At 63.7% G+C, this 25,008-nt stretch carries 19 protein-coding genes; 13 read left to right on the top strand and 6 right to left on the bottom strand.

All coding sequences use genetic code 11. The features are described from left to right. Positions 1-27: 27 nt before the first annotated feature. From SB822_RS32685 to SB822_RS32700, 4 genes are all read right to left on the bottom strand, one after another. A complete protein-coding gene (locus SB822_RS32685; RefSeq protein WP_410856489.1) occupies positions 28-1,788 on the bottom strand; it encodes a cytochrome c biogenesis protein DipZ in 1,761 nt (586 codons plus the stop codon). A gap of 271 nt (positions 1,789-2,059) precedes the next feature. Beyond that, positions 2,060-2,815, bottom strand: a complete 756-nt coding sequence (locus SB822_RS32690; RefSeq protein WP_410856490.1) for a response regulator — start codon at positions 2,813-2,815, stop codon at positions 2,060-2,062. A gap of 52 nt (positions 2,816-2,867) precedes the next feature. Next, on the bottom strand, positions 2,868-3,911 hold the full coding sequence (locus SB822_RS32695) for an alpha/beta fold hydrolase (protein ID WP_007743335.1): 1,044 nt from the start codon (positions 3,909-3,911) through the stop codon (positions 2,868-2,870). A 245-nt stretch (positions 3,912-4,156) separates the two neighbouring features. Then, complete coding sequence (locus tag SB822_RS32700; protein ID WP_410856491.1) at positions 4,157-5,884, bottom strand: FAD-dependent oxidoreductase; 1,728 nt, start codon at positions 5,882-5,884, stop codon at positions 4,157-4,159. A gap of 333 nt (positions 5,885-6,217) precedes the next feature. On the opposite strand from SB822_RS32700, the gene SB822_RS32705 reads away from it, so the two are divergent. The 7 genes from SB822_RS32705 to SB822_RS32735 all read left to right on the top strand — a co-directional run bounded on the left by SB822_RS32705 (position 6,218) and on the right by SB822_RS32735 (position 16,582). After that, on the top strand, positions 6,218-7,489 hold the full coding sequence (locus SB822_RS32705; RefSeq protein WP_410856492.1) for an epoxide hydrolase family protein: 1,272 nt from the start codon (positions 6,218-6,220) through the stop codon (positions 7,487-7,489). A 133-nt stretch (positions 7,490-7,622) separates the two neighbouring features. Then, positions 7,623-12,695 (top strand): AAA family ATPase, encoded by a 5,073-nt coding sequence (locus tag SB822_RS32710; protein WP_410856493.1) that lies wholly within the window; start codon positions 7,623-7,625, stop codon positions 12,693-12,695. Between the two features lie 134 nt (positions 12,696-12,829). Further along, a complete protein-coding gene (locus SB822_RS32715; RefSeq protein WP_410856494.1) occupies positions 12,830-13,492 on the top strand; it encodes a response regulator transcription factor in 663 nt (220 codons plus the stop codon). A 155-nt stretch (positions 13,493-13,647) separates the two neighbouring features. Continuing rightward, positions 13,648-14,025 carry a response regulator transcription factor gene (locus tag SB822_RS32720; RefSeq protein WP_007743325.1) on the top strand — a complete coding sequence of 126 codons (378 nt, stop codon included), beginning with the start codon at positions 13,648-13,650 and terminating at the stop codon, positions 14,023-14,025. A gap of 184 nt (positions 14,026-14,209) precedes the next feature. Continuing rightward, positions 14,210-14,587: a BON domain-containing protein gene (locus SB822_RS32725; protein WP_007743324.1), complete on the top strand. Its 378-nt coding sequence runs from the start codon at positions 14,210-14,212 to the stop codon at positions 14,585-14,587. Positions 14,588-14,704: 117 nt separating this feature from the next. Next, a complete protein-coding gene (locus SB822_RS32730; protein WP_009769500.1) occupies positions 14,705-15,142 on the top strand; it encodes a DUF3331 domain-containing protein in 438 nt (145 codons plus the stop codon). A gap of 39 nt (positions 15,143-15,181) precedes the next feature. Further along, entirely contained in the window at positions 15,182-16,582 is a 1,401-nt protein-coding gene (locus tag SB822_RS32735) for an amidase family protein (protein ID WP_086915283.1), read from the top strand. Positions 16,583-16,632: 50 nt separating this feature from the next. Here SB822_RS32735 and SB822_RS32740 read toward each other — a convergent pair whose 3' ends face one another. Both SB822_RS32740 and SB822_RS32745 read right to left on the bottom strand, forming a co-directional pair. Next, on the bottom strand, positions 16,633-17,082 hold the full coding sequence (locus tag SB822_RS32740) for a universal stress protein (protein WP_007743316.1): 450 nt from the start codon (positions 17,080-17,082) through the stop codon (positions 16,633-16,635). 117 nt (positions 17,083-17,199) lie between these two features. Next, complete coding sequence (locus tag SB822_RS32745) at positions 17,200-17,502, bottom strand: sigma factor (protein WP_079488200.1); 303 nt, start codon at positions 17,500-17,502, stop codon at positions 17,200-17,202. A gap of 447 nt (positions 17,503-17,949) precedes the next feature. On the opposite strand from SB822_RS32745, the gene SB822_RS32750 reads away from it, so the two are divergent. The 6 genes from SB822_RS32750 to ilvD all read left to right on the top strand — a co-directional run bounded on the left by SB822_RS32750 (position 17,950) and on the right by ilvD (position 24,869). Then, the gene (locus tag SB822_RS32750) at positions 17,950-19,419 is read left to right on the top strand and encodes an aldehyde dehydrogenase (protein ID WP_410856495.1); all 1,470 of its coding nucleotides are present in this window, start codon (positions 17,950-17,952) and stop codon (positions 19,417-19,419) included. A gap of 101 nt (positions 19,420-19,520) precedes the next feature. Beyond that, positions 19,521-20,468, top strand: a complete 948-nt coding sequence (locus SB822_RS32755; protein WP_039901827.1) for an AraC family transcriptional regulator — start codon at positions 19,521-19,523, stop codon at positions 20,466-20,468. A 25-nt stretch (positions 20,469-20,493) separates the two neighbouring features. Next, the gene (locus SB822_RS32760; protein WP_009769504.1) at positions 20,494-20,940 is read left to right on the top strand and encodes a cupin domain-containing protein; all 447 of its coding nucleotides are present in this window, start codon (positions 20,494-20,496) and stop codon (positions 20,938-20,940) included. A 322-nt stretch (positions 20,941-21,262) separates the two neighbouring features. Beyond that, complete coding sequence (locus tag SB822_RS32765; protein ID WP_079501182.1) at positions 21,263-22,291, top strand: alpha/beta fold hydrolase; 1,029 nt, start codon at positions 21,263-21,265, stop codon at positions 22,289-22,291. A 23-nt stretch (positions 22,292-22,314) separates the two neighbouring features. After that, positions 22,315-22,842, top strand: coding sequence for a cytochrome P460 family protein (locus tag SB822_RS32770; RefSeq protein ID WP_199588700.1), 528 nt, complete (start codon positions 22,315-22,317; stop codon positions 22,840-22,842). Positions 22,843-23,009: 167 nt separating this feature from the next. Then, positions 23,010-24,869, top strand: coding sequence for a dihydroxy-acid dehydratase (ilvD, locus tag SB822_RS32775; RefSeq protein ID WP_009769507.1), 1,860 nt, complete (start codon positions 23,010-23,012; stop codon positions 24,867-24,869). The last annotated feature ends 139 nt before the right edge of the window (positions 24,870-25,008 follow it).

Below are 25,008 nucleotides of genomic sequence, written 5' to 3' on the forward strand. Positions count from 1 at the left end.
CGTTGCCTGAAGCGCTGACTGAGCGTGTCAACCGAACGTGAACGAGAAAGCCTGCACACCCGGATCGAGGAACTCGATCGTGAAGGTCCGGTCGCGCACGGCGTCGTGCTGACGCACGAGTTGATACAAGCGGGCGCTCGTCACGACACCGCTGCCGTCGGCGGCGACATCGGCGCCATGCGAGTCGCCGGGAGCCGCCCCGTCGATCGTGACGCGAAACCGCACGGGCTTGCCATTCACGCCGGGGCCGAGCACGAGATGCAGATCGCGTGCGTGGAAGCGGTAGGCGATGCGTCCATGCGCGTCGTCGAGCACGGCCGCTTCGCCGCCCACGATCCACTTCCCGCCGAATGCCCAGCTATTGAGCTGCAATTGCGACGGCACGGTGTACGCGGCGACGTCGTCGGGCCGGAGGTTTTCCGGCGACGCGAAGCCGCGCGCCTGCTGATAACCCACATAGGTCTCGCCCGATTCGACGTTCGGGTTATCCGCGGCCGCCTGCGCGCCGGCGCCCTGAATGGGCGGCAGATCGCGCGCCTGCATCGTGTGTCCCGACTCCGCCAGCAGCTGCTGGATCACCTTCTCGGCTTCGGCATAGCCGCCTTCGCCGAAATGGTGATAACGGATGCGACCTTGCGCATCGACGATATAGAACGCCGGCCAGTACTGATTGCCGAACGCTTGCCAGATCTTGTACCCATTGTCGATCGCGACGGGGTAGTGCACGCCGAGGTCGGCGACGGCGCGCTTCACGTTCGACGGATCGTGCTCGAAGGCGAACTCCGGCGTATGCACGCCGACCACCACGAGACCATCGTTACGATAGCGGTCCGACCACGTCTTCAGATACGGCAGCGTGCGCAGGCAGTTGATGCACGAATACGTCCAGAAGTTGACGACGGCGACCTTGCCGCGCAACGCGTCGCTCGTGAGCGGCGGCGAGTTGAGCCAGCTCTCGGCGCCATCGAGCGAAGGCAGATGGCCTTCGACAGGCAGCGCGGACGGCACCTTCGCGCTGATGCGCTGGATGGGCGGCTTCAGCGTGCGCGGCTGTTGCGCGTGGTCGGAACCAAGCAGGCCGACCAGCCGGCTCTCGACGCCCGTCGTCGATGCCGACGGCAACTGCGCAAGGGCGCGTGTATCGAAGCCGAAGCCGATGGCCGTGACGCTCAACAGCACCAGCGCGCCCATCGCGCGGCGCACGCGCTCGCCGAGACCGAGCGATCGCTTGAGCCCATCGAGCGCCTGCTTGCCGAGCCCCGACACGACGGCGAGCGAACTCGCCGCGCCGAGCGCGTACGCGGTCAATGCTGCCGCCGTCGCCCAGGTCGCGCCATGCAGCGCGGCGCTCGTGAGAATCAGGCCGAGAATCGGGCCCGCGCAAGGCGCCCACAGCAAGCCCGTCGCCACGCCGAGCAGCAGCGCGGAGCCGATCTGGAAACGTGTGCCGCGCATTTGCGACAGCGCGGCGACGCGGTTGCCGATCCCAAAGAACGGGCGCGACAGACGCGCCGCGAGCGCCGGGAACAGCAGCGATGCGCCGAACACGCCGAACAGCGCGAGCGATACCCAGCGCCCGTAGTGGTTCAGTTGCGCGGCCCCGCTCAGGCCGGCAATGCCGACGCCCGTGACGAGCGCGAACGTGATAGCCAGGCCGAGCAGCAACGGCAGCCGGCCCGTCACGAACGGCTTGTCGGAACGGGCGAAGACGAATGGCACGACGGGCAAGATACATGGGCTCAGGATGGTGAGCACCCCGCCCAGAAACGCAATGACGATGAGTAACATGGAATCGACCTCCTGATCCGGAAACGGTTGATTCAACCGGTCTGCACGCAGCGCATGTCGATCTCGCGCGTGCCCTTGTGACGGATTAAAGCCCGCACATGTATCCGGCGAATTTCAGGAAGGTGAGGGTGCGTATCGCGATGTATCGGCTGCGCCGCCGGATACATGGCGATACAAACGACGGCCGGGGCGGCCTTCTTCTGGACGCAGGCGTGGCTAAAACGCCGTCATGCGCCACAAGACGCTGACGACGCTGGAACTGCGCCACGCATCAGGCATGCTGCCGCGCGCGCGCTTCTTCGACAGCCTTCACCGTCGACGAAAACACATAGCCTTCGTTGCGCAGCGTCTTGATGTAGCGCGGCACGCGGGCGACGTCGCGGAGCCTTTGCCGCAGACGGCTGACCAGCAGGTCGATCGAACGATCGAACGGTTCGGCGTTGCGCCGCTGCGTGAGATTGAGCAGCTGGTCGCGCGTCAGCACGCGTTGCGGGTGATCGAGAAAGGCGCGCAGCAGCCGGTATTCCGCGCCGCTCAACGCGACCACAGCATCCTCTGTGTCGAGCAGGTGACGCGCCGTCGTATCGAGCCGCCAGTCGCCGAAGCTCAGCATCTCCGTCGACTCCTCCACCAGCATGCCGGGCGGCAGCATGCGCGTGCGCCGCAGCACCGCGCGGATGCGTGCGAGCAGCTCGCGCACGGCGCACGGCTTGGCCAGATAGTCGTCGGCGCCCATCTCCAGGCCGATGATCCGGTCCATCTCATCGCAATGCTCGGTCACCATCATCACGGGTACGGCACGATGACGCCCCGCGCGCAGCCCACGGCATAGCGCGAGGCCGTCTTCGCCCGGCAGCATCACGTCGAGCAGGATCACATCGGGCGTATGCCGGTCGAGCAAGGCGTGCATGTCGCGTCCGCTGGACGCGAGCGATACGCGCATGCCGTTTTTCTCCAGATAGCTGGCGACGAACTCGCGCATGCCGCGGTCCTCGTCGACGATCAGAACGTGGTCGGGTTTGTCCATGATGTCAGGTCAGGGGCGACGATTGGCGTGTCATGCTTGAACGCATCCGGGATCAAAGGCGAGCGACTTGCAGGACGGCCTCGGCAAATGCCTGAGGCGCTTCCTGCGGCAGGTTGTGGCCGATGCCGCCGCTCACGTTGCGGTGCTGATACTTGCCCGTGAACATCTTCGCGTACGCGGACGGATCGGGATGCGGCGCGCCGTTCGCGTCGCCTTCCATCGTGATGGTCGGCACACCGATGGTGGGCAGAGCCGCGAGACGCTGCTCGATCTCGTCGTATTGCGGCTCGCCTTGCACGAGGCCCAGACGCCAACGGTAGTTGTGAATCACCACGGCGACGTGATCGGGGTTGTTGAACGATGCCGCCGTGCGGTGATAGGTGGCATCGTCGAAATGCCATTTGGGCGACGCGAGTTGCCAGATCAGCCGGTTGAAGTCGTTGCGGTTGGCCGCGTAGCCCAGTTCGCCGCGCTCGGTGGCGAAATAGAACTGATACCACCACGCGAACTCCGCCTTGGGCGGCAAGGGCTTGCGGTTTGCTTCCTGGCTGCCGATCAGATAGCCGCTCACCGACACCAGCCCCTTGCAGCGCTGCGGCCACAGTGCAGCGATGATGCACGCCGTGCGCGCGCCCCAGTCGAATGCGCCGAAGATGGCCTGATCGATCTTCAGCGCATCCATCAGCGCGATGATGTCGACGGCGACCACGGCCTGCTGGCCGTTGCGCGGCGTTTCGTTGGCAAGAAAGCGGGTCGAGCCGTAGCCGCGCAGAAACGGCACGATCACGCGATAACCCGCCGCAGCGAGGATCGGCGCGACGTCTACGAACGCGTAGATGTCGTACGGCCACCCATGCAACAGGATGACGGGCTGTCCGTCCTTCGGGCCCATGTCCACGTAGCCGACGTTTAGCGTGCCCGCGTCGATCTGCTGGATCGCATCGAACGACGTATGGTGAGCCGCTTTCTTTGCGGCGTGCGCGCTCTTCGTGGCTTGCGCGTGCGCGAGGTTGCCAAGTCCCAGTTCCAGCAGCCCGATGCCTGCCGCAGTCGTCCCGATCAGTCGACGGCGGCGCAGATTCACCGTGTCTTGCATGTGCGTACTCCTTTTTTTCGTACAGTTTTTTTGTCAGAGTCGTTCGGGCTTGCTTCGCTAACGCAAGGCAAGCTGACCGATCGCCGCTTCAAAGCATCGATGTGCAAAGATTAGACTGCGGGCTGCATGTGTTCCATACAATCTGCATCTAGCCAGCTGATTCATACGGATGGGCAACCGCATACGTTCGTATAGGTTACGCTGGGTTTCACCCCAAACCCGTCCGGTTCATGCGAACGGCGTGCTCATGCGACGGGCAACGGAGCGCTCAGAAACTGATGAATCTCCGCGACGACAGCGGCGCCGTCGCCCACCGCCGCCGCAACGCGCTTCGCCGATGCATTGCGCACATCGCCGATCGCAAACACGCCGGGTACGTTGGTCTGCAGCGCGAAGCATGCCGTATCGGCGCGCACGCCCGCCGCGAGGCCCGTTTTGACGAAGCCCCGGTCGTCGATCTCGACGCTGCAATCGCGCAGCCATTGCGTGTTGGGGTTCGCGCCCGTGAACAGGAACAGGTGCCGCGTATCGAATACGCGCTCGCCTTCGGGCGTGCTGCATGTGACGGCTTCGAGGCCCCATTCGTCGCTTCTGACGGACGCGACGACGGTCCGTGTATGCAGCACCACGTTACCCAGCGAAGCAATACGGTCCATAAGATAGCGCGACATGCTCGACTCGAGACTGTCGCCGCGAATCAATATGTGGACACGGCTCGCGTGTGTCGACAGGAACACGGCGGCCTGACCCGCCGAGTTGCCGCCGCCGACGAGGACCACTTCCGCGCCACGGCACAGACGTCCTTCGATCGACGAAGCCCAGTAGTAGACGCCACGGCCTGCGACTTCATCGAGGCCTTCGATGTCAGGCTTCCGGTACGCCGCCCCCGTCGCGATCACGACCGTGCGCGACGAGATGCGCTGGCCGCCTTGCAGTTCGAGCTGAAGCGGCGCCTGCGCACAGTCGAGCCGGTCGATGCGGGTGGGGATCACGACTTCCGCGCCGAACTTCACTGCTTGTGCGAACGCGTTCGCCGCCAGCTCGCGGCCCGACACGCCCGTCGAAAAGCCGAGGTAGTTCTCGATCCGCGCGCTGGCGCCTGCCTGTCCGCCTGGGCCGTGGCTGTCGAACACGATCACCGACAGTCCCTCGGATGCCGCATACACGGCAGCGGCGAGGCCGGCTGGCCCCGCGCCGACTACGGCAACATCATAGGTGCGCGCCGAGTCGAGTTCGGGCAGCAGGCCCAGCCGCGCGGCCAGTTGACGCTCATCGGGGTCTCGCAGCAGCGTGCCGTCCGCGAGCACGACGACGGGCACGTCGTCGTGCCATACGCCCCAGTCTTCGAGCAGGTCGCGGATGTCGGCATCGGTCGCGGGGTCCGCGACGGAGTACGGATGACCGAGCCGATGCAGCAGCCCTTCGAGCGCGAGCAGCCTGAGATCGCCGGAACGTCCGATCAGCACGGGGCCAGCGCCTTCGCGCACGAGACCGAAACGGCGCAGCACCAGCGAGCGCATGATCCGCTCGCCCAGGTGCGCTTCCGCGACGAGCATGTCGCGGATCTGCTGCGGCGGAATCATCAGTGCGTCAACGTCGTCGAGTGCGAGGCCATCGGCGAGCGCGGGCTTGCCTGTGAGCTGCGCCACTTCGCCGAGGAACTGGCCTGCGCCCAGCTCGACGATGGTCTGCGACCGGCCGAGCCCATCGCGCCGCGACAGCCTTGCACGCCCGCGCAGCAGCACGCGCATGCCGAGTCCCGGCTGGCCGATGCGGAACATCACCTCGCCTGCGCGCCAATGCTCAATCATGCCGAAGCGCATCATCTTTTCGATGTCGGCGGTGCTGAAGCGGGGGTAACGGTCATCGGCGGGCGCGGCCTTCGGAGCCGCATTCGAATCCGATTGCGGCTCCATCGGGGAAGGACGCTTGCCTGCCTGTGGATCATCGCTGTCGTGTCGATGCTGACTCATCGCATTCCTCTGTTTGCTATTGCGCTGGAATAATCGCGGCTATGGGGTCAAGGGTCAATCCAAACGAACGTATGATATGCACGCTTGCCTATATCGATTCCTTTGTTTATTCCCGCGTGCAACTTTAAGTTATTCCTGGTGTTTTAACGCCAGCCTGTTACGAACAGGTACATCGCGGACAAACGCGAGATACATTCGTCGCTTCTAATGAGTGGGACGCTTCGGGCCATTCGCTTCGCAAGCGGTCATGCATTGCTCTGCCAGTTCGCTCACATCGATGTGCATAGCGTCATGCACGTCGATGCCCACTCCTTGGAAACAGGATGACAAAGCATGTCTTCAACTCCGTTCTCGCCGATGCGGCGTAACGTGCTGGCCGCCACGGCGGTAGCGGGCGCATTTGCGTTATTTCCCGAAGCGATTTACGCCGCTAATAGCGCCGGGAATATCCGTCCATTCAAAGCCAATATCCCCGATAGCGATCTCGCTGATTTACGCCAGCGTCTGGCTAAAACGCGCTGGCCAGGTAAGGAAACGGTCACCGACGAATCCCAGGGCGTGCGGCTCGCGCGCATGCAGCAACTCGTTCAATACTGGGGCAGCGAATACGACTGGCGAAAGGGCGAAGCGAAGCTGAACGCCTTGCCGATGTTCGTGACGGAGATCGACGGGCTGGATATCCAGTTCATCCATGTCCGCTCGCGTCACAAGAACGCGATGCCGATGATCATGACGCATGGCTGGCCGGGTTCGATCTTCGAACTCATCAAGGCAATCGGTCCGCTCACCGACCCGACCGCCTACGGCGCCAGCGCCGACGATGCCTTCCATGTGGTCGTGCCGTCCTTGCCCGGCTTCGGCTTTTCGGGCAAGCCGACCACCCCGGGCTGGGGCTCGGATCACATCGCGCGCGCATGGGGCGTGCTGATGGAGCGGCTTGGTTATACGCGCTTCGTGTCGCAAGGCGGCGATTGCGGCTCCGTGGTGTCGCACCGCATGGCGATGCAGCACGTCAAGGGTTTGATCGGCATTCATGTGAACATGCCCGCCACCGTCCCGGCTGATATCGCGCGTTCGCTGGCGCTCGGCGATCCCGCGCCGGCCGGCCTGTCGCCCAAGGAGAAGAACGCATACGAGAAGCTCGCCGTGTTCTATCGCGACAACTGCGGTTATTCGGCGATGATGGTCACGCGTCCGCAAACGGTTGGCTATGCGCTCGCCGATTCGCCCTCCGGCCAGGCCGCGTGGATGTACGACAAGATTTCGCAGTGGACCTATAGCGGCGGCGTGCCCGAGCGCTCGTTGACGCGCGACGAGATTCTCGACGACATCTCGCTGTACTGGCTGACCGACAGCGCGACGTCGTCGGCGCAGATCTATTGGGAAGACCACTCGAACAACTTCAACGCCGTCGATATCTCGCTGCCCACCGCGATCACCGTCTTTCCGGGCGAGATCTATCAGGCGCCGCGCAGTTGGGCCGAGCGTTGCTATCACAACCTGATCTATTTCAACGAGGTCGACAAGGGCGGCCATTTCGCGGCATGGGAAGAGCCGCTGCTGTTCGCCCAGGAAGTGCGGGCCGGGTTCAGGCCGTTGCGTTGAGCCCGGGAAGATCGACCGGCGATCGCCCGACGTCACAATATGAGCCCGGCGTCACATACGGGCGTTGCGGGGTGACAGGCACGGTACAGTAGCGGGCCTGTTATGCCCGTCGCTGTGTCTGCAACGTCATCGCATGATCGATCTTCTTACCCGAAACTTCATTGAACTCAGCGCGGGAGCGCTCAGGCTGCAACGGGCCGTCGCCGAAAGCGCTGCGCCCGTTCTCGTCGTTGGCCGGGCCAACGCGACGCCTGCCGAGCTGGCCGCGCTGCAACGCGAATACGCACTGCGGGACAGGTTGCACGAAGCGTGGTGCGCCGTGCCGCTGACGTTGCAGCCGCATGGCAACGGCGCGTTGCTAGTGCTGGCCGACCCGGGCGGCGAGCTGTTGCGCGCGGGCACGCAAGGTCCGGCCGGGTTGAAGGCATTCTTCGCGCTGGCTGCGAGCCTCGCGACCGCATTGAATGCGATGCACGCGGCGGGCGTGGTCCATCGCGCGCTGATGCCGCGCAGTTTCCTCATCGACGAAGCGGGCCGGGCTCGGCTGGTGGGGTTCGGCTTTGCGTCGTGTGCGCTGAACGACATGGCGAGCGTGCCCGATGCCGACTTCGAATGGTGCGAAGCGAGCTTCATCTACATGGCGCCCGAGCTTGGCGCGCGCATGAACGTGCGGGTCGACGAACGGGCCGATCTCTATTCGCTGGGTTGCATCCTCTATGAACTGCTGACGGGTGTCGTGCCCTTCGACAGCGCGACGGATGCCGCCGCGCGCGTCCACGCGCACGCGACGCATCGCCCGCGTCCGCCCGCCGAGTTCGCCGCGCACGTGCCGCCGCAGGTCTCGCAACTGGTGATGAAGCTGCTGGAGAAGGCGCCGGGGCAGCGCTATGCCAATGCCGCAAGCCTGCTCGCCGATCTGCGCCGGTGCGAGGATCTGCACGACCGTGCCGGGCACATCCCATCATTTGCGCTCGATACACACGCCGCGCTGCAATCGCTGCAGCGTGCCGACGGTGTGTTTGGACGTGAAGCAGAACTCGAAGCATTGACCACGGCTTACCGTATCGTCGCTGATGGCGGCAAGGCGCGCATCGCATGGATAGCGGGCGCGTCCGGTATCGGCAAGTCGACCTTGCTGCAGGAAGCCGTCGCGCGCATCCGCCGAACGGACGCGCCGCTGCTTGCCGCGGGCAAGAGCGAGGAAGGCCGCCGCGCGACGCCGTATGCGATCCTCGTGCAGGCATTGGAGCCGTTGCTGCAATACGTGCTGGGTTGCGCGGACGACGAATTCGCGCAGTGGCGCAACCGCATCCGTGAAGCGACCGGGCCGGCCGGTCGCACGCTCGCGGGCCTGTTGCCGACCCTCACGGCCGTGCTCGGTTCGCAGCCGGGCATCGGCGAGGCGCCGGACCCGCAGCCCTCGCTCGAACGCGAGCGCGTGCTGCAAGGCATGGCACGCCTGATCGCGTGCTTCGCGACGGCCTCGCGCCCGCTCGTGCTGTTGCTCGACGACCTGCAATGGGCGGACGTCGGCACGCTGCATGTGCTCGAGCGCCTGTTCAAGCACACGGACGTGGCGCTGCTGTTCATCGGCGCATTCCGGGGCAACGAAGTCGGCGCGGATCATCCGTTGCGGGTCGGTCCGCTGGCGCAATCGCGCGACACGCTGCGCATCGAACTGGGACCGTTGAACGACCACGCGCTGCGCGAACTGATCGCGCTCGCGCTGCATCGGGACATGCACGCGCTCACGCCGCTGGCCGACGAAATCGGCCGCAAGACCGGGCGCAATCCGTTCTTCGTTCGTCATCTGCTGCGCGTGCTCGCCGACGAAGGCGCGCTCGAATATGACCTCGAAGCAGGCGCGTGGGGATGGCACCTCGAACGCATCATGAGCCATCGCGGCGCGGACAATGTCATCGAACTGCTGACGCACAAGCTCGAGCAGTTGCCCGTGCCCGCGCAGTGCGTGCTGCGCACGCTGGCTTGCCTTGGCGACCGCGCATCGGGCGAGATGCTCGCCATCGCCTCGGCGCTGCCCACCTGTGATGCGGTTCAGGGCCTGCACGCCGCGCTCGAAGCGGGCAGCGTTTATCGCGACGGCGAGGACTGGGTGTTCTGGCACGACCGCATCCGCGAGGCGGCGTACGCATCGATCCCGAAGGCCGCGCGCGCGCCGCTGCATCTGAAGATCGCGCGGCGGATGCTCGCGCACCGCGCCGCGCAAGCCGATGTGTTCGCGATGGCCGTGCAGGTCAATCTCGCGCGGCCCGTCGTTACGGACCCTGACGAGCGGCTCGCGTTCGCGCGCCTCAATCTCGATGCCGGGCGCCAGGCGAAGGCGGCGACGGCGCACCATTCGGCCTTGGGCCTGTTTCGCGCCGCGCTCGACTTTCTCGGCGACGACGACACTAGCGAAGACGGTCTGACGGCCCGCATGCTGTGCGGCGAGGCGGAGTTCATGACGGGCGCGCTCGAACCCGCCGAGGCGCGACTGTCGGCGCTGGAGCGGGTGGCGGGCGACGGCATCTTCGGCGCGGACCTGGCGCGCTTGCGCGCGGCGCTGTACACGACGCTCGGCCGCTACGATCTCGCGCTGCAAGTGGGGCTCGCGTTCCTGAGCAAAGCGGGCATCGACGTGCCGTTGCGCCCGAGTGTCTACGACGTCGACCGCGAATACGCGCGTCTGCGCGGCTGGCTCGACGAGCATGGCATCGACGGGCTGCGCCGCCTGCCGATCGTCGCCGATCCGTTGCGCCGCGCGATCACCGACATCTTCGCCGATCTGATTCCACCCGCGCTCTACACGGATCAGGATCTCGTCGACCTGATGCTGCTGCGTGCCGTCAATCTCGGGATCGAGCACGGCCACTCCGATGCGTCCGCGAACGTGTACACGTGCATGCAGCAGATTTTCGGCGCGCGCTACGGCGACCATACGGCGGCGTTGCCGTTCGGCGAGCTGGCGCTGCATCTCGTCGACGAGCGCGGCCTCGCGCGTTATCGCGCGCGGGTCTATATGGTGTTCGGCACCTTCGTCGTGCCGTGGGCGTTGCCGGCGAGAGCGGGGCACGACTACATCCGCCGTGCGTTCGATGTCGCCGTCCAAAGCGGCGATCACACCTTCGCGATGTATTGCCCGAGCAACCAGGTCACGGGGATGCTGTTCGCAGGCGAGTTCCTCGGCGACGTGCGCGCGACGATTGCGCGAGGTCTTGCGCTGGTGCGCGACGCGAATTTTCGCCTCGTCATCAAATCGTTTCTCGCGAAGTGGGCGTTCGTCACGGCGTTGCAGGATGGCGCGCCGGACCCCGACGAAGAGGCCCCGCCCGTCCCCGTCGAGGGTGCGCCCGTCACGCTGGTGGATCTCGCCTACTGGGTGTATCGCATGCAACGCGCGCTGCTGTTCGGCGATCTGCATGATGCCGTCGAGTCGCATCGACGGGCCGATGCCTGCGCGCACTTCGCGCGCTCGTTCGCGGAGCGCGCCGAGTTGCCGTACTACGGCGCGCTGACGCTGCTCGCGTTGCCCACGCGCAATGCCGCACAGCAAGCGGCGCTTCAGCGCCATATGGATCAACTCGATGTGTGGGCTCGCGCATGCCCGATGAACTTCGTCGCGCGGCGTGAACTGGTGCGTGCCGAATACTTGCGCGCAGTGGGCCTTTCGAACGAAGCCGGGCAAGGGTATGCGAAGGCCGTGTCGCACGCGCGCCGTCACGGCTTCACGCAGGTCGAAGCATTGGCCGCCGAACTGGCGGCGCGCTTTCATGCCGCGCGCGAAGAAGAGGTGCCCGCGCAAGCGTATCTGAACCATGCTCGCGGCGCGTGGCAGCGTTGGGGCGCGACGGCCAAGGTGCGTCAGTTGCAGGCCGACTATCCGGACTATTTCGAGTCCGATAGCAGCGCGCCGGGCGCGAGCCGTCTGCAGGAACTCGACGTTCAGGCCGTGCTGCGGATTTCCAATGCGCTTGCCAGCAACATCGTGCCGGCGCGTCTGGTCGAAACGCTGTTGCGCACGGCACTCGAAAGCGCGGGCGCCGAGCAGGGCGCACTGGTGCTGTTGCAACGCGGCGTGTGGCGCGTGGCGGCGCGCGCGCACGTGCTGGGCGGCGCCATCGTCGTCTCGCACGAAGCGGCCGATTTCTCGTCGGAGACGCTGCCTGTGTCGATCGTGCATGCCGTCGCGCGCACGCAGGAAAAGCTCGTGTTGGACGACGTGTGCGATTCGCCCGCCTATGCGCAGGACGACTACGTGCGGCGTCATCGTCCGCGCTCGGTGCTGTGCGTGCCGCTGATGCGTTACGCGATGCTCGTCGGCGTGCTCTATATCGAGAACAATCTCGCGGCGAACGTGTTCACGTCGGCGAAAGCGGCCTTGCTCGAAGTCGTCGCTTCGCAAGCGGCGTTCGCGCTCGAAAACGCGCGCCTCTATGAAGAACTGTTCGAGCAGAACCGCCAGCGCGCCAAGGCCGAAGACCAGTTGCGCAATGCGCTCGGCGATCTGGAGCGCGCGAGCCGTTTGAAGGCGATGGGCGAACTGGTTGCGTCGATCGTGCACGAAGTTGGCCAGCCGCTCGCTGCCGTCGATACGTCGGCGAGCGCGGCGTTGCGCTGGCTGAACCGCAATCCGCCCGAGATCGGCGAGACCCGCGAGATGCTCACGCATATCGGCCTGAGCGCGACGCGGGCAAGGGCGATCATTCAGGGCCTGCGCGCGAAGGCGCGCAGAGCAGAGCCGCAATTCACCACGCTCGATCTGAACGAGGCGCTGCGTGAAGCGGCCGCGCTCGTCGCCGGGCAACTCGATGCAATGGCGATCACGCTGGAGCTGCGCGGTCTCGACTGTCCCGTGCAGGTGCGCGGCGACCGCATCCAGTTGCAGCAGGTCGCCATCAATCTGCTGACGAACGGCGCCGAAGCGATGGCGTCGCTCGCGCAGGGCGAACGCAAGCTGAGACTGATCTGTACGTCGGATGACGGGGCGCCTGTTTGCGTGTCGGTGGAAGACCGGGGCAGCGGCATCGATCCGCAGATTGCCGGGCGTCTGCTCGAACCGCTTTTCACCACGAAGGAAAACGGCATGGGCATGGGTCTCGCCATCTGCAATTCGATTGTCGAAGCACATGGCGGCACGTTGACGCTGTCGCCGCGCGAAGTGAAAGGCACGCGCGCGACGTTCACGCTGCCGCGCTTCGTGTCTTGAGCCGCCGCATACGATCGTATGATTGCCGCGCGTTCGCCGATGAGCCTCGTGGACCGTCGTGATCGCATTTGTTACCATCGCCGTCCGCTTGATTGCGCGGACGTTCGCGTCATCGAAAACAGCAAAAATCAACGATGTCCAAATCCACGCCGTTCCAGACTGGTTTTCTTGAGTCCGATGCCCGCCTCGTTTATGTCGTCGATGATGATGAGCTCGTACGTGGCGCGCTTTCGGGCCTGTTACGCTCGATCGATATCGACGTGCGTGCGTTCGCGTCGACGGAAGAATTTCTCGCTGCCGACAAGCCAGCCATTCCTTCGTGTCTCGTACTCGACGTGCGGCTGCGCGGTCAAAGCGGCCTCGCGTTGCAGCAAACGCTGATCGACGACGGACGCCTGCATATGCCCATCATCTTCATGACGGGCTACGGCGACATTGCGATGTCGGTGAAAGCAATGAAGGCCGGTGCGATGGATTTTCTCGCCAAGCCGTTCCGCGATCAGGACATGATCGATGCCGTGATTGCCGCGCTGGAGCGTGATGCGCGGCGTCTCGCGTCCGACCGCTCGCTGCACGCGATGCGCACGGCGTGGGAGTCGCTGACGCCACGCGAGCGCGAAGTACTGCAACTCGTCGCAACGGGGCTGTTGAACAAGCAGATTGCCGCGAACATGGGTATCGCGGAGATCACCGCGAAGATTCATCGCGGCCAGGCAATGCGCAAGATGAACTCACGTTCGGTTGCGGAACTGATGCGCAAAATGGAAGCGCTAGGCATCGTTCAAACGCCGCGATAACCGCTCGCCGCCAGCCTGCAAGACGCCAGGCAAGCGGCAAGTAGGGCCATATACGATCATATGATGGCGGGCAGGTGAGACGCGCCCTATCCTGAAGCTGCCGGGCAAGATTGGGATCCGCTCATTCGCTTGGCTGGTCATCAGCGAGAGTGTCCTTGTCCCTGCACAACAACGAGCTAGTTTCCATCGTCGACGACGATTCCCTCGTGCGCGCCGCGGCCAGCAGTCTGGTGCGTTCGTTCGGATGGGAGGCACGCGTCTTTGCATCCGGCGCGGAATTGCTTGCTTCCGACGTGCTCGAACGCACGCGTTGCCTCGTCTGCGACGTGCAGATGCCGGACATGGACGGTATCGAACTGCTCGACACGCTAGAGCGCAAAGGCATGCGCATCCCCACGATCTTCGTTACCGCCTTCGCCACGGTTCGCATACGCGAGCGCGTGCAGGCGGGCGCGGCGCTTTGCATGATCGAAAAACCGATCGAGGCATTCGAGCTGGAGACGTGGATTGGCCGCGCGCTCGGATATGGATGACGATCAGGCCGTGCTGATGAAAGCGCTATGCGTGAGCGAATGCAATGCAACTGTAATCCCGATACATTTGGATACGTCGAGGAAAAACAGACGACACATTCGGCGCTTCTAATCCTTGGCAGGCATCGACGTTAGCTCGTTCGATGGCCTGCAAACCAGTTTCTACAACGACAAGGACAAGACAATGAACCTCCGCCAATTCGTGATGGGCAGCGGCCTCGCCGCCGTTATCGCATTCTCTTGCACGCAGGTGTTCGCTGCGGACGCGGCTGCATCGGCAACCGACGCAACGACGGCCGCTCCCGCTGCCACGTCGAAAAAGTCGATTCGCGTCGCGAATCGCGCGTTCTCGAAGACCGTTCAAAAGACGCTGTTGAAGACGAAGGGCCTGGAAGATACGTCGATCACGGCATTCGGCAACGCGAAGACGGGGCAGGTGACCTTGGCCGGACAGATTGCGAGCGAGGACCAGGACCACCTCGCCGTCGAAACGGCAAAGCAGGTGCGTGGCGTCACGGCCGTCGTCAGCAAGCTGACGCTGCGCCAGCAAGGCGGCGGTTGATCGCGGCGTAATACACGATGGCGAACGGCCTTGCGGGCATGCGTCCCGCAGGGCCGCCGCCGTCGGAACAAAGACGTTTTCACGCTATGGCCCGCGACAGGGACGGGAGATGAGTCGATGAATGCGCTATCCGAAGACAATATCGTGGTCCGCACGCTGCTGAATGTGCTGGACCCTTCCACAGAACAGCGCGACGCGTGCGCAGTCAACCGTTATGCGGCGCTGAAGAAGCTGCGCGTCAGCATCCCGTCGCCCGTCGTTGAAGACGCGTGCGACGCGCCGTCCCGTCCCGCGCATATCGTGGTCGAAGAGCGGCTGTCGTCGTGCACGATCAGCGTCTCGTGGAGCGATCCCTGCTCGGGGCGATACAACGCGCAGATATGGCGCAGCGGACTCGCGCGCGACGCAGCCGTGTGCGCGCTGACGGGCCGCGCAATCAGTCGCGGCGACGAGGTGTTTCGTCCGCGCGCGCATGACTTTCATGTGCCGTCCAACCGGCATCAGATGATCCTCGCCGCGACACTCGATCCGCATGCGGAACAGCCCGTCGCATGAGGCGTATCATTTCCAGTCCGAATCTTTATCGGGGACAACATGAGTGAACTATGGCGCTTGTCGGCGGCTGAACTCGCGAGGCGTGTTCGCAGCCGTGAGGTATCCGCGCGCGAGGCGGCGCAATCCGCGCTGGCGCGTCTCGACGCAGTGAACCCCACCATTAACGCCGTCGTCGCGCACAAGCCCGAATGGGTGCTGCGCCAGGCGGACGAGATCGACCAGGCGATCGCGCGCGGCGAAGATCCGGGGCCGCTTGCAGGCGTGCCCGTCACCGTGAAGATCAATGTCGATCAGGCTGGCTTTGCGACCACGAACGGCACGCGTCTGCAGGAAAACCTGATCGCCGAAACGAGCAGTCCTGCCGTGGACAATCTGTCGAAGGCGGGCGCGGTGCTGCTTGGCCGCAGCAATTCGCCGACCTTCGCGCTGCGCTGGTTCACGTCGAACCAGGTGCATGGACGCACGTTGAATCCGCGCGATGCAAAGCTCACGCCCGGTGGCTCATCGGGCGGCGCGGCGGCGGCTGTCACCGTGGGCATTGGACAGCTTGCGCTCGGCACCGATATCGGCGGCTCGGTCCGCTATCCCGCCTACGCGTGCGGCGTACATGGACTCAGGCCGAGCTTAGGGCGTGTGCCGGCGTTCAACGCGTCGTCGCCGGAACGCGCGATCGGCGCGCAACTGATGTCGGCAGCGGGACCGATTGCACGCACGATCGAAGATCTCCGTCTCGGCCTGCTTGCGCTTGCCGCGCCGGATCTTCGCGACCCCTGGTATGTGCCGCTGCCGCTGGAAGGGCGCGCCGTGCCGCTGCGCGCAGCGCTGTGCCTGCGCCCCGGCGGTTTGCAGATCGCGAAGGAAGTCGAGGATGCGTTGCTCGATGCGGCGCGCCGGCTCGTCGATGCAGGCTGGACCGTCGAGGAAATCGACGACGTGCCGTCGATCCGTGAAGCCGGGCAATTGCAGGAGCGCTTATGGCTGGGTGACGGCTTCGACGCGCTGGCCGATTCCGTCGCGCGTGACGGCGATCCGGGCGCGGCGGCCGTCGTCGCGGCGGCACATCTGAAGGTACAGGGCCTGCCTGCCGATGTGATCAGCCGTTCGCTGGTGCGGCGCTCGACGCTGGTGCGTCAATGGCGTCTGTTCCTCGATCAGTACGCGGTGGTGCTGATGCCCGTCTCAGGCGAACTGCCGTTTCCCGATGACCTCGATCAGCGTGGCCCTGAAGGTTTCGACCGGGTATGGGAAGCGCAGCTCACGATGCGCGCGCTGCCCGCGATGGGTCTGCCGGGGCTGGCCGTTACGACGCAACTGGTCGACGGTGTGCCCGTCGGCGTGCAGATTGTCGCCGCGCATTATCGCGAGGACTTGTGTCTGCTGGCGGGCGAAGCGATCGAAGCGCGCGGCGTGCCGCCTTCGCCTATCGACCCTGTTGTTTGAGCTTGCCGGGCGGCAACTGCCGCCCGGTCCACACGCGCCCTCATCAAAAATCACGAAAGGGGCGCGGTGACGGCCACGATTGCGGCGCCGCGCAGCCGTTCGGCCAGATCGAGATGAACTGGGCGCTCGCCCCACCAGCGCGCGAACCCCGATTGCACGCGATGGCCGATCACCACGATATCGGCATGGAATGCTGCGACATGCAGCGGAACCACGTCGACAGTGCGTCCGAACTTGATGAAGCCATGCGCGGTGACGCCGAGATTCACGAGATGCGCGACTGCAATGTCGAGCGCGTGTTGCGCATGTGCTTCCATACTGCTGCACGCGAGATCCGACAGCATGCCTGCACAGGTCGCACTGGCCGTGACCGAATCGACGACGGAAACCACATCGACGTGTGCGGACAATGCCAGCGACAATTGCGAGCAACGTTTCAGCGCGGCTTGAGCTTCGAGCGTTCCGTCGTAGACGAGCAGCATTCTTGAAAAGGATGACATGTTCTTTCGATCCGTAACGGAGCGCGAAGCGGGTCGTACTCCGATTGAAAGTGATGATTTCGTAATGCGAGCCGGATGCATCCGATGCTGGATTTCCGGTGCTCTTCTCAACAACGCTTAGCGAGGCGGATCTATTCCGCACACGTTTTTCTGGAAAAGGTGTTGTGAGCAAAGAGAACTTTTCTTCGCAGTACAATGCCGCCGCGCATGACCCATCGGATCGGCGCGCCAGATCGAATAGACGATCGAGAACATCCAGTCGGGCGGCGATGTGTCGCGAGGCAGCTTGTGTGAGTCTTCAAGCCCGCGCGCGCAGGCTTGATGAACCAGTTCTTCCGCTTCATATTCGTTCTCTGTCAGCCTTAACGCGAAAGACCAGAGCCGGGGAAGCATGTCCGGAAGAATGAGCGAAAAATCCATGCACTGCATTGCAATCGGGAAGCGGATTGAGGGAGGGGAACTGCTTACTCTATCGCTTCCAATTGACGGATGCCTTGTCCATGCGGCGCATTTGTCTTGTCTGGGACGCACATTCGAACGCTATAGACGTGAACGACAGCGGGTAGGTATGTCCGGGAAAGGCATTTGAAACCGGATGTATCGTAAGCGGCGGCAGATACATTACGACATATTCCTGCGCTAAAACCAGGCTATAACCAGGCATCAATCAGAAAGCGCGTTTTGGACAAGCGATCGAATTGCCTTGGACAATTTCCGAAAGAGTCGAATCACTACACTGAAAAGTCACAGGTTCCCGACGTTAGCGGAATCCGTTGGTGGGTTTCAACCCGACATGACGCGATACGTCGTGTGCTGGCTTCGAAACCCTTTCACTGTAGATGTAGAAGACTTTCAATCGGAAAGACCATGACCGAGTACTCCACAGCACTTTCGTCGAATGTCCGCAGTCGCTTTTTCATCGATGGCGAATGGGTGCTGAGCCACTCCGACGTGCACCATGTCCTGATTTCTCCTGCGACGGAAGAGCCTTTCATGTCGGTTCCGCTCGCGGATTCCGTGGACGTCGAGCGCGCGATCGCGGCGGCCCGCCGAGCGTTCGACCATGGCCCGTGGCCGAAGCTATCGGGCGCCGAGCGAAGCGTATATCTGAAGCGGTTGACGGAAGAAATCCGTCAGCGCTTGCCCTTGCTCGCGCAACTGTGGACCGATCAGGTCGGCGCGCCGATTACGTTTGCGAATGGTCTGCTTCCCACGGGCATCACGCGCTTCGAGTTCTTTTCGTCGCTCGCAGAGACGTTCGAATTCGAGGACGCGCGACCGACACGGCGCGGCCACGCGCGCGTACGTCGCGAACCCGTCGGCGTCGCCGCGTTGATTGCGCCGTGGAATGCAACCTTCCCGATCGTGTCGCACAAGATCGCGGCGGCGCTGGCCGCGGGTTGCACGGTCGTCGTCAAGTCGCCGCCGGAGAGTCCGCTCGATGCGCTGATCATCGCGGAATGCGCGGCGGCTGCGGGCCTTCCGCCGGGCGTGCTGAATGTCGTCACGGCGGGCCGCGACGAGGGCGCGCAACTGGTGCAATCGCGCGATGTCGACAAGATCAGCTTTACGGGCAGCGTCGCCACGGGGCAGTGGATCGCACGCGCGGCAGTGGATCGGCTGGCTCGCGTGACGCTGGAACTCGGCGGGAAATCGGCGGCGATTCTGCTCGACGACGTCGATCTGCCTTCGGCGCTGGCAGCGCTGACGCCGTTCACGATGCCGTTTTCCGGCCAGATCTGCTTCGCGCAGACGCGCATTCTTGCGCCCAGGGCACGACATGACGAGGTCGTCAGCGCGTACGCTGAGATCATTTCGAAGCTGAAGCTTGGCGACCCGCGCGAGACCGATACGCGGATCGGGCCGGTATTGAACGCAGTGCAGCGGGATCGTGTGCGCGGCTATATCGAGCAGGGCATCAGTGAAGGCGCGCAGCTCGTGTTGGGCGGTACTGGCAATGGTGGCTTCGGGAAGGGCTATTTCGTCGAGCCTACGGTATTCGCTCACGTCACGCCGGACACGACGATTGCGCAGCAAGAGATCTTCGGCCCGGTCGTTTCGATTCTTCCTTATGACGACATCGACGACGCCGTGCGTATCGCGAACGACACGCCGTATGGCCTGAGCGGCTCAGTTTATAGCAGCGATGTGGAGCGGGCCTACGCGCTCGCGTGCCGCATCCAGGCAGGCCATATCGGCATTAACGGCGTCAAACTGGCGGCCAATGTGCCGTTCGGCGGTTACAAGTTATCAGGAGTGGGCCGCGAAGGCGGTCGCGAGGGACTGGAGGCGTACCTCGAAACCAAGGCAGTGTTCATGCCGACGGCGGCTGGATGACAGGCAGAGAGGCGCGGGCGTGATCGATCGTTGTGGTCGATTCGTTACGCACGCGCCAAAGACCTGCGCATGCCGTCCGTTTTGAATCATGGGACGTTTTCATGCACTTCGACACGCACGAGATCACTTTCGACACCGGTCTGAGCGCGGGCGAGCGATGGTCGCACATCATGTTGAACAGCCACGGATTGCAATGCGCATTCGATCCGCGGCAGTCGATCGACTCGACCGTCAAGAGTTGGACCCTCGGCGAAGTCGGCGTCTCGCTTGCCGACCTGGCAACGCAGACGCTGTCGCCTGTCGGCGAAGAATTGCCGTCGTGGCAAGGCGGCTGGCTTTTCGTGAAGCTCGTGACGGAGGGCCATGTGCATGTGCAATCGCGCGGCCTGGTCGAGCGTTTCGACGCGGGCAGCATGTTCATCATCGACCCCGTCTATCCGTTTGTCGAAGTGTTCCCTGAGCGCGCGCGGATGACTGTGCTGCGCGTACCGAAGGAGCGTCTGCGTGAGCGCGGCGTGTATCGTTCGAGTGCGGGGCCGCTGGTGGGCGATGCGCTGTCGCCCGATGTTCGCGCGACCTGCGATCTCATCCAGTGCATCGCGCGGCAATCCACTGCGCCGAGCGTCATTGCGCAAAACATGATGGGCGAGCAACTGCTCGAACTCATCGAATTCGCGATGATCGATCCCGGCGCGCGCTCGAAGAGGCGATGCCCCGAAGCGTTGATCCATCAGACGAAGCGCTATATTGAAAGCCATCTCGGCGAGGCTGGGCTGGACGTCGCTGCGATTGCATCCGGTGTGCATGTTTCTTCTCAACACCTGCAGCGGCTGTTCCGTGTAAAGGGCATGTCGCTGATGCGGTATCTGTGGCAGGCGCGGCTCGAGCGCGCGGGGCTATTGCTGCGAACGCGCGGCGCGCACGACAGTTCGATTCAGGAAATTGCATGGCAGTGCGGATTCACCACGGCAGCGCATTTCAGCCGCCTGTTCAAGCGGCAATACGGCGTGTCGCCATCGGATTTCCGCTTTACGGTCAATCAGTTGTAAAAGCATTCAGTCACAGGAAAACATCGTGAACAAGGCATTTTTCGCAGCATTGGCATTGAGCAGTGCAATCGCATCAACGGGTTTGCACGCGGAAACCATCAAGCCCGTCAAGGTTTCGAAAGCCGAACTCGCGGGCGCGATATTCAACCGGAACGACGCGGTCAAGAAGGACGAAAACGGTCAGCGAAGTACTGACGTGGTCACCTTCACGTCTCCAGATAACGCCTATCAGACGGGCGTCTATAAATCGGGTCCGTTGCACGAGGACATCAAAGGTCCGCAAGGTCTGCCTTATACGGAGTTCCTCTATTTTCTTTCGGGCAATGTGAAGCTGACGTCGTCGGACGGTTCGGTGATGGTCGTGAATACGGGCGAAGCCGTCACGCTGCCGAAAGGATGGACGGGGCAGTTCGACACGCAGGGCTACACCAAGCTCTACGTCACCTACGATGCGGACGAAGCGAAGAAGTAGTAAGACGGTCCGAACGGCTGAACGCGTTTCCCGGACCGCAATTCACGACGTTTTTGTATCCCAATGTATCTGCCCCGCCGCCTGATACATAACGACTCATTGGCGGACATTGCGGACAAACCGCAGATACGTCCGACATGTTTAATACCTCCATGCCAGCTGTTCTGGCGTTGCGAACGGGAAGCGCGAACAGGCGTTCGCGTGAAACGCACTGAGCCGACGCTCGCGCTGTGCGCGTTCCGCGTGCTGTCGAATCAACAGGCTGCGCATCTGACAAGAGCGCGCAGATGTCATCCAAGCAACCGTACCTGAGGAAAAAAACATGTCGGATCAGATCAACACTCGGCGCCGTCGTCTGCTCGGGACGACCGTTGCAGGCATCGGCCTGATGGAACTGGGCTTGAGCGGGCTCGCCAATGCGCAGACCAGCGTCAAGACGGGCGGACGTGCCGCTTCGTTCGATACGATCAAACAGATCAATGCGGGCACGCTGAACATCGGCTACGCGGAAGCGGGCCCGCAGAGCGGCCCGGTTGTCATTCTGCTGCACGGCTGGCCGTACGACATCTACAGCTTTGCCGAAGTCACGCCGCTGCTGGTCGCAGCCGGTTATCGGGTGATCGTGCCGTATCTGCGCGGCTATGGCAGCACGCGCTTCCTGTCCGCGGATACGCCGCGCAACGGCCAGCAAGCCGTGATCGCCGTCGACATCATCGCGCTGATGGACGCGCTGAAGATCGACAAGGCCGTGCTGGGCGGGTTCGACTGGGGCGCGCGCACGGTGGACATCATTGCGGCGCTGTGGCCGGAGCGTGTCAAGGCGCTGGTGTCGGTGAGCGGTTATCTGATCGGCAGCCAGCAGGCGAACCGCGCGCCGCTGCCGCCGAAAGCGGAGTTCGCCTGGTGGTATCAGTTCTACTTCGCAACCGAGCGCGGCTATGCGGGCTACGACGCGAATCGCCACGACTTCAACAAGCTGATCTGGCAACTCGCCTCGCCGAAGTGGAATTTCGACGACGCGACCTTCGATCGCACGGCCGAGTCGTTCGCTAACCCGGACCACGTTGCCATCGTGATCGACAACTATCGCTGGCGTCTCGGGCTGTCGCGCGGCGAGGCGAAATACGACGAACTCGAAAAGCGACTCGCGGCAGCGCCGACCATTTCGGTGCCGACCATCACGATGGAAGGCGACTCGAACGGTGCGCCGCATCCGGACCCGTCTGCGTACGCGAAGAAGTTCACGGGCAAGTACGCGCACCGGAACATCGGCGGCGGCGTCGGACACAACCTGCCGCAGGAAGCGCCGAAGGCATTCGCCGACGCGATCATCGACGTAGCGCGTTTCTGATCGGACGACCGAGGAGCCATCCAATGCGACCCATCCGGACCGCGTATGTCGTCCTCAGCACGGCGCTGCTGCTCGGCGCCGTGTCGGCGGATCAGGCAATTGCCGAATCCGCCAAGCCTGCCGCTGCAACGAAAGCGGCATCGCCGATTTACGGTGTCACGATTCCTGACGGATACCGCAAGTGGCAAATGATCGCGCCCGCCGAGGAAGCCGCGCCGCTCGACGAGCTGCGCGTCGTGCTGGGCAATCCCGCTGCGATCAAGGCGATCGAAAGCTCGACGCTGCCGTACCCGGACGGCACGATTCTCGTGAAGCTCGCGTACAAACGCAAGCAGTCGCCCGATTTCGAATCCGCGACCGTGCCGGGCCAGGCGACGACGGTGCAGGTGATGGTGAAAGACTCGCGGCGCTATGCATCGACGGGCGGTTGGGGGTTCGGGCGCTTCATCAACGGACAACCCGCTGACCTCGCGCAGCACCAGACGTGTTTCGCCTGTCACGCGGCACGGGTGAAGGACCGCGACTACGTCTTCACGCGGTACGCGCCGTAAGCGCGGGCGGGGATTTCCAGGTAGTGGGATTCCGACGTGCCTAAAGGCTGTGTGGGATAATCGCGGTTTGCCCAGGGCGCGACTCACGAGGTTGTTCGCACGGGCGCACGAGGGGCCTTTATTCCCGTGGCCCGCTTTCTCTCCGCGATAACTCTCCCACAACCACGATGCCCGCATACCGTTCCAAAACCTCCACCGCCGGCCGCAACATGGCTGGGGCGCGCTCGCTGTGGCGCGCCACCGGCATGAAAGACGAAGACTTCTCGAAGCCGATCATCGCGGTGGTCAATTCGTTCACCCAGTTCGTGCCCGGACACGTGCACCTGAAAGACCTGGGCCAACTCGTCGCGCGTGAAATCGAAGCCGCGGGCGGCGTAGCCAAGGAATTCAACACCATCGCCGTCGACGACGGCATTGCGATGGGCCACGACGGCATGCTGTATTCGCTGCCGAGCCGCGACATCATCGCGGACTCCGTCGAATACATGGTCAATGCGCACTGCGCCGACGCAATGGTGTGCATCTCCAACTGCGACAAGATCACCCCCGGCATGCTGATGGCCGCGATGCGCCTCAACATCCCCGTGATCTTCGTGTCCGGCGGCCCGATGGAAGCCGGCAAGACGCGCCTCGCGAATCCGAAGACGGGCACCATCGAGTTCAAGAAGCTCGACCTCGTGGACGCGATGGTGATCGCCGCCGACCAGTCATACTCCGACGCCGACGTCGCCGAAGTGGAGCGCTCTGCGTGCCCGACCTGCGGTTCGTGCTCGGGCATGTTCACGGCCAACTCGATGAACTGCCTGACGGAAGCGCTGGGTCTTTCGCTGCCCGGCAACGGCACGGTGGTCGCGACGCACGCGGACCGTGAGCAACTGTTCAAGCGCGCGGGGCGCCGTGTCGTCGAACTGGCGCGCCAGTACTACGAGAACGAAGACGAGCGCATCCTGCCGCGTTCGGTCGGCTTCAAGGCGTTCGAAAACGCGATGACGCTCGATATCGCGATGGGCGGCTCGACCAACACGATCCTGCACCTGCTCGCCATCGCGCGGGAAGCGGAAATCGACTTCACGATGACGGATATCGACCGTCTGTCGCGCATCGTGCCGCAGCTGTGCAAGGTCGCGCCGAACACGAACAAGTATCACATTGAGGACGTGCATCGCGCGGGCGGCATCATGGCCATCCTCGGCGAGCTGGACCGCGCGGGCAAGCTGCACACCGACGTGCCGACCGTGCACACGGCGACGCTCAAGGACGCGCTGGCCCAGTGGGACATCGCGCTCACCGACGACGAAGCCGTCAAGACGTTCTACATGGCAGGCCCCGCCGGCATTCCGACGCAGGTCGCGTTCAGCCAGAGCACGCGCTGGCCGAGTCTGGATCTGGACCGCGCGGAAGGCTGCATTCGTTCGTACGAGCACGCGTTCTCGAAGGAAGGCGGTCTCGCGGTGCTGACGGGTAACATCGCGCTCGACGGTTGCGTGGTGAAGACGGCGGGCGTCGACGAAAGCATTCTGGTGTTCGAAGGCTCGGCGCATGTGACGGAGTCGCAGGATGAGGCAGTGGAGAACATCCTCAACGACAAGGTCAAGGCGGGCGATATCGTGATCGTGCGTTACGAAGGGCCCAAGGGGGGGCCCGGCATGCAGGAGATGCTGTACCCGACGAGTTACATCAAGTCGAAAGGCCTCGGCAAGGCGTGCGCGCTACTGACGGACGGGCGCTTTTCGGGCGGTACGTCGGGGCTGTCTATTGGCCATTGCTCGCCGGAAGCGGCGGCGGGCGGCGCGATCGGGCTCGTGCGCGACGGCGACCGTATTCGCATCGATATTCCGAACCGTACGATCGACGTGCTGCTGTCCGACGAGGAACTCGCGCGTCGCCGTGAGGAGCAGAACGCGAAGGGTTGGAAGCCGGCTAAGCCGCGTCCGCGGAAGGTGTCGGGCGCGCTGAAGGCTTATGCGAAGCTGGTGATGTCGGCGGATAAGGGCGCGGTGCGGGATTTGTCGTTGCTCGACGATTGATCTTGTTTGGATGCCGGTTTGGTGTTTTTGACTTTTTGCTGGCATCCGCGATTTGTTATCTAGCTTCACGCGTCGCCCCTGTGCGGGGCGGCACCTACTTTTCTTTGCCGCCGCAAAGAAAAGTAGGCAAAAGAAAGCG

This window comes from Paraburkholderia sp. SIMBA_054 (assembly GCF_046534875.1).
Taxonomy (GTDB): domain Bacteria; phylum Pseudomonadota; class Gammaproteobacteria; order Burkholderiales; family Burkholderiaceae; genus Paraburkholderia; species Paraburkholderia hospita.